The sequence below is a fragment of the Stenotrophomonas sp. As-7 genome, assembly GCF_030291015.1.
In the GTDB taxonomy this organism is placed as follows: Bacteria; Pseudomonadota; Gammaproteobacteria; order Xanthomonadales; family Xanthomonadaceae; genus Stenotrophomonas; species Stenotrophomonas lactitubi.
The window spans coordinates 4,651,116-4,662,500 of the sequence record NZ_CP127405.1 but is presented as its reverse complement, the minus strand read 5'-3'; the positions used below and the strand labels follow the sequence as shown (position 1 = coordinate 4,662,500).

11 protein-coding genes and 2 rRNA genes (1 of these 13 cut by a window edge) are annotated in these 11,385 nt (G+C 66.8%); 6 read left to right on the top strand and 7 right to left on the bottom strand.

All coding sequences use genetic code 11. The features are described 5' to 3' along the window. Together QP457_RS21250 and rrf are read left to right on the top strand one after the other, a co-directional pair. Positions 1-239 (top strand): 23S ribosomal RNA (locus QP457_RS21250) (it extends 2,642 nt beyond the left edge of the window). Between the two features lie 170 nt (positions 240-409). After that, positions 410-524, top strand: a 5S ribosomal RNA gene (rrf, locus tag QP457_RS21245). A 397-nt stretch (positions 525-921) separates the two neighbouring features. On the opposite strand, the gene QP457_RS21240 is transcribed toward rrf, so the two are convergent. The 4 genes from QP457_RS21240 to hemH form a co-directional block, all read right to left on the bottom strand. Then, positions 922-3,018 carry a methyl-accepting chemotaxis protein gene (locus QP457_RS21240; RefSeq protein WP_100554042.1) on the bottom strand — a complete coding sequence of 699 codons (2,097 nt, stop codon included), beginning with the start codon at positions 3,016-3,018 and terminating at the stop codon, positions 922-924. 14 nt (positions 3,019-3,032) lie between these two features. Further along, positions 3,033-3,182 carry a hypothetical protein gene (locus tag QP457_RS21235; protein ID WP_165781014.1) on the bottom strand — a complete coding sequence of 50 codons (150 nt, stop codon included), beginning with the start codon at positions 3,180-3,182 and terminating at the stop codon, positions 3,033-3,035. Between the two features lie 127 nt (positions 3,183-3,309). Then, positions 3,310-4,167, bottom strand: coding sequence for an alpha/beta hydrolase (locus QP457_RS21230; protein WP_100554041.1), 858 nt, complete (start codon positions 4,165-4,167; stop codon positions 3,310-3,312). Beyond that, a complete protein-coding gene (hemH, locus tag QP457_RS21225; protein ID WP_205404578.1) occupies positions 4,164-5,126 on the bottom strand; it encodes a ferrochelatase in 963 nt (320 codons plus the stop codon). The genes QP457_RS21230 and hemH overlap by 4 nt, the downstream gene beginning before the upstream one ends. Positions 5,127-5,292: 166 nt before the next feature. Here hemH and QP457_RS21220 point away from each other — a divergent pair, with 166 nt between their 5' ends. The 4 genes from QP457_RS21220 (at position 5,293) to tatC (ending at position 7,720) form a co-directional block, all read left to right on the top strand. After that, a complete protein-coding gene (locus tag QP457_RS21220) occupies positions 5,293-6,183 on the top strand; it encodes a YSC84-related protein (protein ID WP_099819945.1) in 891 nt (296 codons plus the stop codon). Positions 6,184-6,257: 74 nt separating this feature from the next. Further along, positions 6,258-6,485: a Sec-independent protein translocase subunit TatA gene (gene tatA, locus QP457_RS21215; protein ID WP_180164873.1), complete on the top strand. Its 228-nt coding sequence runs from the start codon at positions 6,258-6,260 to the stop codon at positions 6,483-6,485. Between the two features lie 15 nt (positions 6,486-6,500). After that, the gene (gene tatB, locus QP457_RS21210; protein ID WP_205404575.1) at positions 6,501-6,974 is read left to right on the top strand and encodes a Sec-independent protein translocase protein TatB; all 474 of its coding nucleotides are present in this window, start codon (positions 6,501-6,503) and stop codon (positions 6,972-6,974) included. Continuing rightward, positions 6,971-7,720, top strand: a complete 750-nt coding sequence (tatC, locus tag QP457_RS21205) for a twin-arginine translocase subunit TatC (RefSeq protein ID WP_099819942.1) — start codon at positions 6,971-6,973, stop codon at positions 7,718-7,720. Before tatB ends, tatC begins: the two co-directional genes overlap by 4 nt. Before the next feature lie 91 nt (positions 7,721-7,811). Here the strand turns inward: tatC and QP457_RS21200 are convergent, their stop codons facing one another. Genes QP457_RS21200 through QP457_RS21190 form a run of 3 tightly spaced genes read right to left on the bottom strand, consistent with a single transcriptional unit; the run spans position 7,812 to position 11,328 of the window. Beyond that, positions 7,812-8,723 carry a BPSS1780 family membrane protein gene (locus QP457_RS21200; RefSeq protein WP_089237918.1) on the bottom strand — a complete coding sequence of 304 codons (912 nt, stop codon included), beginning with the start codon at positions 8,721-8,723 and terminating at the stop codon, positions 7,812-7,814. A 51-nt stretch (positions 8,724-8,774) separates the two neighbouring features. Beyond that, the gene (locus tag QP457_RS21195) at positions 8,775-9,521 is read right to left on the bottom strand and encodes a glutamine amidotransferase (protein WP_100461962.1); all 747 of its coding nucleotides are present in this window, start codon (positions 9,519-9,521) and stop codon (positions 8,775-8,777) included. After that, complete coding sequence (locus QP457_RS21190) at positions 9,493-11,328, bottom strand: GspE/PulE family protein (protein ID WP_205404574.1); 1,836 nt, start codon at positions 11,326-11,328, stop codon at positions 9,493-9,495. Before QP457_RS21190 ends, QP457_RS21195 begins: the two co-directional genes overlap by 29 nt. Positions 11,329-11,385 lie beyond the last annotated feature (57 nt).

Below are 11,385 nucleotides of genomic sequence, written 5' to 3'. Positions count from 1 at the left end.
GACCGGAGTGGACGAACCTCTGGTGTTCCGGTTGTCACGCCAGTGGCATTGCCGGGTAGCTATGTTCGGAAGCGATAACCGCTGAAAGCATCTAAGCGGGAAGCGCGCCTCAAGATGAGATCTCCCGGGGCACAAGCCCCCTGAAGGAACCATGTAGACTACGTGGTTGATAGGTCAGGTGTGTAAGTACAGCAATGTATTGAGCTAACTGATACTAATGATCCGAGAGGCTTGACCATATAACCTCAAGTTGCCTTGGCCGACATGACATGTCGATAGATCCAAGTGCACGCTACGTCACAAGACCAAACGAGAGGCAGGCGCTCAGGCGTGTCTCTTTGCAACGCTGGCATCACCATGCCCGCCTCCTGCAAAGACACGACGTCCGAAGCGACACTCCAACCGCCTCCCTGGTGAAATTAGCGCTATGGAACCACCCGATCCCATCCCGAACTCGGAAGTGAAACGTAGCTGCGCCGATGGTAGTGTGGCCTAAGCCATGCGAGAGTAGGTCATCGCCAGGGTTTATACCCCGAAAACCCCGCTGCTCATGCAGCGGGGTTTTTCTTTGTGCGCGAGAAACCAAGGGTAGTGCCGGCCGCTGGCCGGCAATCACGTGCAGCTGCGTGAGGTTCATGGGGTTGCCGGCCAGCGGCCGGCACTACCGGGGGCCAGCAGATGGCCGGCACCAAGCATAAGAAAGCGGCGCCCAAGGGCGCCGCTTTCTGTAGAGCTCAACGGCAGGCGGAGTTACTTCGCCGCAACGGCAGGCGCCCTCGGCCTTCATCATCGTGTGCCGGGCAGCCTTGAATGGACTGCCTTCGTACCCGTTGAGCCAACGAACCCTGCCGCGAACCGCGCCCAACAAAAAGGCGGCGCCCTGCGGGCGCCGCCTTCCATGGAGCATGGTGCAGGGTCGACTCAGTCGATCAACGCGGCCTCGCGCTGCCGGAACACCGATACCGCCTGGTTCAATTCACCTGCCTGCGCTTGCAGTTCCCGCGCTGCTGCGGTGGCTTCTTCCACCAGGGCCGCATTCTGTTGTGTGGCCTGGTCCATCTGCACCACCGTCTGGTTGATCTGCTCGATACCGGAGGACTGCTCCTGCGATGCCGCCGAGATCTCGCGCATCAGGTGGCTTACGTTCTCCACGCCGCCGACGATGCCCTGCATGCGTTGTCCGGCATCGGCGACCAACTGGGCGCCCTCGCCGACCTGACGACCTGCCTCGTCGATGAGGACCTTGATCTCCTGGGCGGCTGCCGCCGATCGCTGCGCCAGCACGCGGACCTCGCTGGCGACGACCGCGAACCCGCGCCCCTGCTCGCCGGCGCGTGCCGCTTCGACCGCTGCGTTGAGCGCGAGGATGTTGGTCTGGAAGGCAATGCCGTCGATCACGCCGGTAATGTCGCCGATCCGCTTCGACGCGCCTTCGATGGCCTGCATGGTGTCGACCACCCGCTGCATGGCGTGGTTGCCATCACTTGCTGCGCCCTGGGTGGAGGCGGCCAGCTCACTGGCCTGACGCGCATGCGCTGCATTCTGGCGCACGGTGGCCGTCAGCTCCTCCATTGAGGCTGCGGTTTCCTGCAGATGCGCAGCCTGTCGTTCGCTGCGCTCGGACAGGGCGCCGTTGCCGGCGGCGATTTCGCTGGCGGCCGTGCTGATGGTGGTGGCGCAGTGCTGGATGTGCCCGACCATGCGTGCCAGCTGGCTGGCAGTGGCGTTGGCATCGCGCTGGATGGCGGCGAACGCGCCGTGATACTCGCCCTGCATGCGGCGGTCGAGATCGCCGTTGGCCATTGCCGAAAGCATCTGCCGAACTTCGTCGACCGTGCTGCCCAGGGTGTCCAGCAGCTGGTTGATGCCCCCTGTCAGGCCGTCGAGGAAGCTGGCGCCTTCGCTGGCCTGCAGGCGCTGTTCGAGATCACCGTGCGCGGCGGCATCGACAATCCCGGCAACGGCATTCTCCAGCGTCAGTTCATGGGTGCGGTCATGCCATTCCACCGCAAAGCCCAGGCGCGCGCCCTGTGCATCGAACACCGGGGTGACCACCTGCGCGAAATGCACCGGCCCGATCCGCACCTTGCCGTTGTGCGTCGCCTGCAACCCGTTGAGGATGCCGCGGATGCGGTCAGGGTTGGCATGGAAACGATGGATGCTGCTGCCGACCAGCCGCTCTGCGTCGAAATCGGGGAACGCCTGGCGCAGCGTGGCCTGCTGGTTGCGCAGCAGCGCCACCACCGAGCGGTTGACGTAGCGGATGACGTGATCGTTGTCGGCAATCATCATCGCCGTGCGCGAGGCATCCAGTGCCTGGCGGATCTGCGCGTTTTCGGCATGTGCTTCGGCTTCGCGGCCGCGCTGCGCCTGCACATGACGTGCGGTATCGGCCAGCGCGTGGGCCAGTGAACCGGGTGCGTAGTTGCGTGCATCGCTGTGTGCGCCGAGGTCGGCGCCCGTGGCGATGTCGCGTGCCAGTGCGGCCAGGCGGTGCGGTCCGTGACCCAGCGCTTCGCTCTGTTGACGCAGGCGTGCGGCGGTCTGCCCCAGCACCAGCGTCAGCACTGCCAGGGCCGTAGCATTCAACAGTGGTGGCAGGACGGTCGCTCCATCAAGCAACGGCGCCAGCAACGCACTGACACCCACCGCGCCGGCCAGCCACAACGGCATGCGGTCACGCTGGATGAGCAGCACGCCCAGCAGCAGCGCGATGGGCAATGCGGCATTCAATCCGCTGATATGGCAGAGCAGGCTCAACTGCAGTGAAAGCACTACGGCCAGGCCGTTGCGCGCGAGCACATGGCCGGCCTGGCGCCAGCCCAGCCAGGCGGCTGGCAGCACCGCAGCGGCAACGGCGCTCGCGGCGGGCAGCGACGTACCGCGCACGGCCAGCACAAGGCCGATCAACGCAAACACGACGCTGCCCAGCAGCAGGCGACGATCGCCTCGCTGTGCCAGCTGTTGCAGATAAGGGACACGGCCCTGGTCGGGCGGGCGGGAGGACGCAATGGACATCGGCAACTCCTGGATCAACGGACGGCAGCGGCCATGCAACGCGCTGCGCGGACGAGCGCAACGACGGCAGGGTCGGGAAATTCAGGGAATGCGGCGCAGGCTGCGACGCGGAGGACAGACACCGTGACCACATCCTGTGGATGACGGTGCAGCAGACGGGACATGCGGTCTTCCTTGCAGAACCAGGAACGAGCCGCAGGCACAAAGGGCCTGCGTGCTGTGGGCGCAGGGGCCCACTACCGTTCTATCGGCCGCACTGGCGCAGAGTGAAGTGCGCGCAGCCGACGATGGTCAGCGTGCGTTGGCGTTTCCGCTCAGGAATGCATCGATGACCGCGGCAATCTGTGCCGGGTGTTCCATGTGCAGATGATGGTTGCCGGGGAATACCGCCAGGCGGCCATCACGCAGGTGCTGCAGGCGCTCACTGCGCATCGGCTCGGGATAGTACGACTGCGCAGGCGTGGCGTAGATCACCTGGGTCGGGCAGCTGATGGCCTGCAGCAGGTTGTCGATCTGGCCTTCGCTGAGACGGATCGCAGTGGGCAGCATCAGGCGCGGATCGCTGCACCAGCGATAGCCGCCTTCGACCGGCTCGACACCGCGTTCGACCAGCAGGCGCGCGCAGCCTTCGCTGAGCTGGTTGGTCATCATCCGCGCCCGGATCGGTGCGGCCAGATCGGGGAACACGCGCAGCTGCTTGCGCGCGAGTGCGCGGGTGGCATCGACGTGTTCGCGCAGACGGCTGGCGGTGTCTTCTTCCGGTCCGCGCAGGCCGCCGAGCGCCTCGATGGCGACCAGGCGTTCGATGCGATCACTGACCGCCGCGGTGAGGCTGGCGATGCCGGCACCCATCGAATGGCCCATGAGGGTGAACCGGTCCCAGCCCAGCGCGTCGGCGACATCGAGCACATGGGTGATCGCCGCCGGCGTCGTGTACACCGCACCGGTGGGCAGATGTGCGCTGTGGCCGTGTCCGGGCAGGTCGATCGCCACCAGATCCAGTTGTGGCAGATGCGGCGCCAGCGGTACGAAGCTGGCCGCATTGTCGAGCCAGCCGTGCAGGGCCAGCACGCGCGGCCCGTCGCCCGCACGGCGCAGGCCGGCCACGCGGACGCCTGCGACCTGCAGTTCAAACGGCTGCAGGGTCATGCCAGCGAGGCCACGGCCAGCCGAGCCAATGCGCGGGCGTGTTCCGGTTCGGCGTTGAGGCAGGGGATGTAACGCATCTGCGCGCCGCGCTCAGCCAATGTCTCGGTGAAGCCCATGGCGACTTCTTCCAGTGTTTCCAGGCAGTCGGTGGCAAATCCGGGGCAGACCACATCGATCTGTTTCACCCCCGCTTCGGCCAGCTCCCACAGGCTGGGTTCGGCGTAGGGCTGCAGCCAGCGTTCGCGGCCGAAGCGCGACTGGTAACCCAGCTGCCACTCGTCTGCGCCCAGGCCGAGCGCCGCGGCGATCGCGCGTGCACTGGCCTCGCAGCGCTGCGGATAGGGATCGCCGGCATCGGCAAGGCGCTGCGGAATGCCATGGAAGGAGAACATCAGCTTCTGGCCGCGACCCTGCTGCTGCCAATAGCGCTGGATCGAGCCGGCGACGGCGGCAACCCAGTCGGGATCGATCGAATAGTCCTGCACCAGACTGACGGTGACCTGCGGGTTCCTGCGCTGCCACGCATCCACGCGGTCTTCGACCGAGGCGGTGGTGGTGGTCGAATACTGCGGATACAGCGGCAAGACCACGATGCGGCGCACGCCCTCGCTGGCCAGCCGATCCAGCTCGGTGGTCAGCGCCGGTTCGCCGTAGCGCATCGCGGGGCGCACGCGCAGCGTCGGCAGCAGCGTCTGCATCGCCTGCGCCAACTGGCGGGTGTGGACCATCAGCGGCGAGCCTTCCGGCAGCCACACCTGGGCGTACTTGGCGGCCGAGCGGCCACTGCGCAGCGGCAGGATCAGGCCGCGCAGCAGAGGCTGCCACAGCAGTGCCGGTATCGCGACCACGCGCGGGTCGGACAGGAATTCGGCCAGGTAACGACGAACAGCGGGAGCCGTCGGCGTCTCGGGCGTGCCTAGGTTGACCGCCAATACGGCGGTATCGGGTGCGTCGAGCATGGGCGCTATTGTCGCCGATTCCATCGTCACGTCGGTATGCAGGCTTCGCATCGATGTCATTGCTGAGGCCAATGTGAGCAGGCAACGCTCATTGGGGATTCATCACAACACTACTAATTTCAGTCACTTGCTATATCTTCCTATGGACTGACTTCTGGAGCCTGCCATGCGTCGCCCGATCCAAGCCCTGCTGATCGCCGCCAGCCTGCTGTCCAGCCAGGCCATGGCCGGACCGCAGGAAGACCAGCGCGCCCGCAACGCGGTGCGTGTACTGGCTGAAATCCAGGGAATCCCTGAACAGGGCATTCCGGACAAATTGCTCGACGAAGGCCGCGCGGTCATCGTCATTCCCGACACGATCAAGGCCGGTCTGGTGATCGGCGGACGCCGTGGCCACGGCCTGATGTCGGTGCGCATGCCCAATGGTGCGTGGTCCAACCCGGTATTCATCAAGCTCACCGGCGGCAGCATCGGCTTCCAGGCTGGCGTGCAGTCCTCCGACGTTGTGCTGGTGTTCCGCAACGACCGCAGCCTGGACAATCTCGTCAACGGCAAGTTCACCCTCGGCGCCGATGCCGGCGTGGCAGCCGGTCCGGTCGGCCGCAATGCCGCCGCCGCCACCGATGGCCAGCTGAAGGCCGAAATCTGGTCGTGGTCGCGCGCCCGTGGCCTGTTCGCAGGCGTTGCCCTGGATGGTGCGATCCTGCAGATCGACGATGCCGCCAATCTCGACGCCTACGGCAGCAACACGACGCCGCGGATGATCTTCGAGGGACGCGCGGCTGGCTCGCCGTCAATGGATGTGGTCGCTTTCCGTGATCGCCTGGAAGAGGCGACCTACGCGGCGCGCAACAACCGCAACGGTGGCAATGACGCACCGCGTCCGGCCGCCGCTGCAGCGCCCGCCCCGGCGCCTGTTCAGGCAGCACCTGCGGCACCGGTTGAAGCGACCACGGCGCCGTTGCAGGCCGTGCCGCAGACCCCGCCACCGGCCCAGCAGGGTTTCCAGCCGGTCAATGACGGTGAAATCCGCACTGAAACGCTGGGCAACAACTGACTTTCGTCACGCGCGCCGGCTTACAGCCGGTGCGCTATGCTCGGCAATCTGATCACTAACGTAACGAGCGACTTATGGGCAGTTTCAGCATCTGGCATTGGTTGGTCGTGCTCGTCATCGTCCTGCTGGTGTTCGGCACCAAGCGCCTGACCAGTGGTGCCAAGGATCTCGGCTCGGCGGTCAAGGAATTCAAGAAGGGCATGCACGACGAAGACAAGCCGAACGCACAGTTGGGCGATGAGTCGCGCAGCCAGGACGCCTCGCGCACCGCGCAGGACGAGCACGACCGCAACGCGCGTTGATCCGGAGCGGTTGCGGTGTTTGATATCGGCTTCAGCGAACTGCTGGTGATCGCGGTTGTCGCCTTGGTGGTGCTCGGACCTGAGCGCCTGCCCAAGGCGGCCCGCTTCGCCGGGCTGTGGGTGCGCCGCGCGCGTAATCAATGGGATTCGGTCAAGCAGGAACTGGAACGCGAACTGCAGGCCGAAGACATCAAGCGGCAGATGCAGGACGTGCGCCAGGGCATGCAGGACACCGAGAACCAGCTGCGTGCCAGCGGCGAAGCCGTACGCCGCGAGGCCGAGCAGATGCAACAGCACAGCGACACGCTGGCGCAGCAGGTGCGTGCGCCCGCCCCGGCCGAACAGCCCCCCCATCTGGTGGAGGCGACCGAGCCGGTGGTGGCTTCGGCGGAAGGTGCTGCCAATGCGCCCACCACCGTCGAACCCGCAGGCGATGCCGTTGCTGATGCCGCGGCCGAAGCGCCTGCCCGCACGGAGCGCCCGTCATGAGCGAACACGACTTCGGCGAAAGCTCGCTGGTGGAACACCTGGTTGAACTGCGCGCGCGCCTGGTGCGTGCGCTGCTGGGGCTGGGCGTGGTTCTGCTGGGCCTGCTGCCGTTCACCCAGAAGCTCTACAACGCATTGGCCGAGCCGCTGATCTCGCAGTTGCCCAACGGGCAGACGATGATCGCCACCAACCCGGCCGGCGCCTTCTTCGCGCCGTTGAAGCTGACGTTCTTCGTGGCCTTGTTCGTGGCCGTGCCGTGGCTGCTGTACCAGCTGTGGGCCTTCGTCGCGCCGGGCCTGTATGCACGCGAGAAGCGCCTGGCGATGCCGCTGCTGGTCTCGTCGGTGCTGCTGTTCTATACCGGCTGCGCCTTCGCCTATTTCCTGGTGCTGCCGGCGGTCTTCCACTTCCTCACTACCTTCAGCCCGGAAGTGATCGCGATTACGCCGGATGCGAACGCCTACCTGGATTTCGTGCTGGCGATCTTCTTCGCCTTCGGCGGCAGTTTCGAATTGCCGGTGGCGATGGTGATCCTGGTGCTGCTGGGCTGGATCACGCCGCAGCAGTTCAAGGAAGGGCGCGGCTACGCGATTGTCGGCATCTTCGTGCTCGCTGCGATCCTGACCCCGCCGGATGTGGTGTCGCAGCTGATGCTGGCGATCCCGATGTGCCTGCTGTACGAGCTGGGCATCCACGCCGCGCGCTGGCTGGTGCCGTCTTCGGTGGTCAAGAAGCCCGCTGCCTGATTCCCGGTAGCGCCGGGCCATGCCCGGCGTTCGAGGGGCGAGGTGACATCCATCCGCCGGGCTTGGCCCGGCGCTACCGTTGAGCGCCTGCTCAGGCGTGGAAGACGTCGTTGGCAGGCGGCGACTGCGGCACCGGCGGTGCGCCGCGGCTGCCGCGATGCACGAACATCTGCTTCCAGGCCGCATAGACCGCGCCGACATACAGCGGCATCAGCACCGTGGTGAACACCAGCTGCGCGATGAATGCCGCCGCCAGCGGGCCGCCGATCAGCATGCCGAGCTGGACCACGATCACGAACAGCACATAGACGCAGAACGCGGCGATCAGGCCGAGCACGGTGAACACGGCAGTGGCGCCGATGTTCTCGATGCAGCCCTGCAGGCTCAGGCGCAGGGCGTGCATGCCGCTCTGGCGGTCGAACACCACCAGTGCCGGCTGGGTGAACATCGCCAGGGTCAGGGCCACGGCGGTGCAGAACACCAGCAGCATCCACAGCGCGATGCGCTGCGCCGGCAGGTTGGCGACCAGTTCGGCGGCGGTTTCCGGGCTGATCTGCTGCCCGCTGCGGCCGAGTTCCTGCATCTTGGTCATGGTGTCGCTGAAGGCGGTGAAGCCCTCGCGGCCGATCATCAGGTACAGCAGCGCGCCGAGCAGCAGCACGGCCAGCACCTGGATCGCCAGCGGCACCAGCAGGTGGCTGACACGGCGGTCGCGGATCGGCTGCAGCAGATGGGTGGCCAGGCCGGGACGGCCCTGGTCGATCTCACCCATGGCGTACAGCATGCCGCCGAACATCACCGGTGAGATCACCAGCGTCATCATCTGCAGGGCCAGGCCGGCGGTGCCGGGCAGCATCGTCCCCAGCAGGGTGACCACCCAGTTCACCAGCAGCCAGGTCAGGCCGATCCGGGCCAGCTGCAGCGGCGCACGCCGATACAGCGAGAACGTATCCAGCAACCACTGGGCGCCCGCCGAGGCTGGCAGCTTGCGAATCTCTTTCATGGACATCCGGGGAGGGACAGGAGGGGCCGGGCGGTGTGCCCGTGCCGCCGATTATCCCTGTTTTGCCACCGGCTGGGCTGAAGACAGCCGGGCCTGGCGGACAAAGCGCCGCAACAGCTGGCGGGCCAGCGGGGCGGCGCTGACCGCGCGCTCGATGCTGCGCGCACAACCACCATGTCGGCCGATGCAGTCGGCGCGCGCGCGCACGTAGCCACGCATGTGGTGGGTGGCGAATTCCGGATGGAACTGCACGCCCCAGGCCTGGCGGCCCCAGCGGAAGGCGTGGCAGCCATCCAGCGGCGAGCGTGCCAGCACGGCGGCACCTTCAGGCACGCGCAGCACGGTCTGCAGATGGGTGGCGTGGGCCGCGAAGTGGCTCGGCAGGCCCTGGAACAAGGGGTCCTGCGCGGCCTGCGGGTCCAGTGCCAATTCAATGGTTCCCGATTCGCGCCCGGCGGGGTTGTAGGCCACTTCGCCGCCCAGCGCGTGGGCCAGCAGCTGGTGGCCGTAGCAGATGCCGAACACCGGCACGTCGTCGTGCGCGGTCTGCCGCAGCCAGGCGGCACTGCGTTCGCTCCATTCGGCATGGTCGGTGACGAATGCGGCCGAGCCGGTCACCAGCACGCCGGCGAAGTCGCGCGGATCGGGCAGGTCGGCGCCATGCTCGACGTCGACCACCACGGTCTCGTGTTCTTCCAGGCCGGCGGCCACCCGGATCCAGTGCGGAAAGCGCCCGTAACGGCGCAGCGACGGCACGGGGCGGCCGGTTTCAAGGATCAGGAAGGGCGCTGGATTCATCCGGGGGAGGCAGTACGGACAGGACTTCCTCGATTGTAGTCAGCCCCTGTGCCACCTTTTCAAGCCCGGCCTGGCGCAGGGTTCGCACGCCTTCAGCACGCGCGGCGCGGTTGAAACCGGCCAGATCCATGTCCGCACGGATCAGCCCGCGCAGGCGCGAGCCCAATGGCAGCAACTCATACAGGCCGATGCGGCCGAGGAATCCGGTGCGCCGGCACTCCAGGCAACCGACCGGCCGACAGGGCGTGGCGGCATCTGGATATGCAGCTTCGCTATCAGCCAGCACCGCCCAATCGGCCCTGCCGAGGGTGTGCGGCTGCTTGCAGTGCGGGCACAGGGTGCGCACCAGGCGCTGGGCGAGGATGCCGTTGACGGTGGATGACAGCAGGTAATGCGGCACGCCCAGGTCGAGCAGGCGGGTGATGGCCGAGGGCGCATCGTTGGTGTGCAGGGTGGACAGCACCAGGTGGCCGGTCACCGAGGCCTGCACCGCCATCTGCGCGGTTTCCAGGTCGCGGATCTCGCCGATCATGATGATGTCCGGGTCCTGCCGCAGCAGGGTGCGCACACCGCTGGCGAAGTCCAGGTCGATGTTGGTCTGCACCTGCATCTGGTTGAATTCCGGCGCGATCATCTCGATCGGGTCTTCCACCGTGCACACGTTGACGTCCGGCGTGGCCAGCCGCTTCAGGGTGGAATACAGGGTGGTGGTCTTGCCCGAACCGGTCGGGCCGGTGACCAGCACGATGCCGTGCGGGCGCTCGACCAGGGCGGTCCAGCCGGCCGCTTCCTGCGGGCTGAAGCCGAGCTGGTCGATGCTCTTGAAGGCCGCTTCCGGGTCGAAGATGCGCATCACGCACTTTTCGCCGAAGGCGGTCGGCATGGTCGACAGGCGCATTTCCACTTCACGGCCGCCGGGCGAGCGGGTCTTGATGCGGCCATCCTGCGGGCGCCGGCGCTCGGCCAGGTCCATGCGTCCCAGCACCTTGATGCGGCTGACCACGGCGGTCATCACCGCCGGCGGCACTTCGAACACCTTGTGCAGCACGCCGTCGATGCGGAAGCGCATGCGGCCCATGTCGCGGCGTGGCTCCAGGTGGATGTCCGACGCGCGCTGTTCGTAGGCGTACTGCAGCAGCCAGTCGACGATGTGCACGATGTGCTGGTCGTCGGCATTGACGTCGCCGGTACGGCCCAGTTCGACCAGCTGCTCGAAGCTGGGCAGGGTGGTGTTGGCCTCGCCACGCACGTCGCCACGGGCTCCGCGCACCGAGCGGGTGACGCCGAAGAACTCCATGGTGTAACGGTGCAGGTCGAGCGGATTGACCACCGCCAGCTCGATGCGCAGCCGGGTCAGGTGCTGCAGGTCGCGCAGCCATTCCTGGGCCAGCGGCTCGCTGGTGGCCACCAGCACGCGTTCGCCATCCACCGCCAGCGGCAGGAAGCGATGGCGGCGCGCGTAGGCGTGCGAGGCCACGGCGGTGACCGAAGCGACGTCGACCCGGGTTGGATCGATGCGCAGGTAGCGGCTGCCGGTGCGCTGGGCCAGCCACTCGGTGAGGCGTTCCAGATTGAGGTCGCCGCCGTCGCTTGCGGCCAGCTTGAGGTTGGACAGCAGCACCAGCGGATGTACTTCACTGGCATTGCGGGCGCCCTGCGCGGAAAAACGGATGCGCTCGCGCTCGTGCGCAGCCACCACGCCATCGGCCAGCAGGGCCGCCGCAACCTGTTCGAACTGCAGGCGACCGGGCGGCAACGGCACCGCACCAGGCTCGCCGGGCGTGCCCGTGGGCAGCCGATGTTCCATCCACCTGCTCCTTCCGGGTACGGAATGCCCCGCAGGTCGGCCGTTATACTAGCGCAC

Excerpts from the sequence above, each read along its gene's own strand:
- QP457_RS21240 (WP_100554042.1), bottom strand. The coding sequence starts at position 3,018 with ATGTCCATTGCGTCCTCCCGCCCGCCCGACCAGGGCCGTGTCCCTTAT.
- QP457_RS21235 (WP_165781014.1), bottom strand. The coding sequence starts at position 3,182 with ATGTCCCGTCTGCTGCACCGTCATCCACAGGATGTGGTCACGGTGTCT.
- QP457_RS21230 (WP_100554041.1), bottom strand. The coding sequence starts at position 4,167 with ATGACCCTGCAGCCGTTTGAACTGCAGGTCGCAGGCGTCCGCGTGGCC.
- hemH (WP_205404578.1), bottom strand. The coding sequence starts at position 5,126 with ATGCTCGACGCACCCGATACCGCCGTATTGGCGGTCAACCTAGGCACG.
- QP457_RS21220 (WP_099819945.1), top strand. The coding sequence starts at position 5,293 with ATGCGTCGCCCGATCCAAGCCCTGCTGATCGCCGCCAGCCTGCTGTCC.
- tatA (WP_180164873.1), top strand. The coding sequence starts at position 6,258 with ATGGGCAGTTTCAGCATCTGGCATTGGTTGGTCGTGCTCGTCATCGTC.
- tatC (WP_099819942.1), top strand. The coding sequence starts at position 6,971 with ATGAGCGAACACGACTTCGGCGAAAGCTCGCTGGTGGAACACCTGGTT.
- QP457_RS21200 (WP_089237918.1), bottom strand. The coding sequence starts at position 8,723 with ATGAAAGAGATTCGCAAGCTGCCAGCCTCGGCGGGCGCCCAGTGGTTG.
- QP457_RS21195 (WP_100461962.1), bottom strand. The coding sequence starts at position 9,521 with ATGAATCCAGCGCCCTTCCTGATCCTTGAAACCGGCCGCCCCGTGCCG.
- QP457_RS21190 (WP_205404574.1), bottom strand. The coding sequence starts at position 11,328 with ATGGAACATCGGCTGCCCACGGGCACGCCCGGCGAGCCTGGTGCGGTG.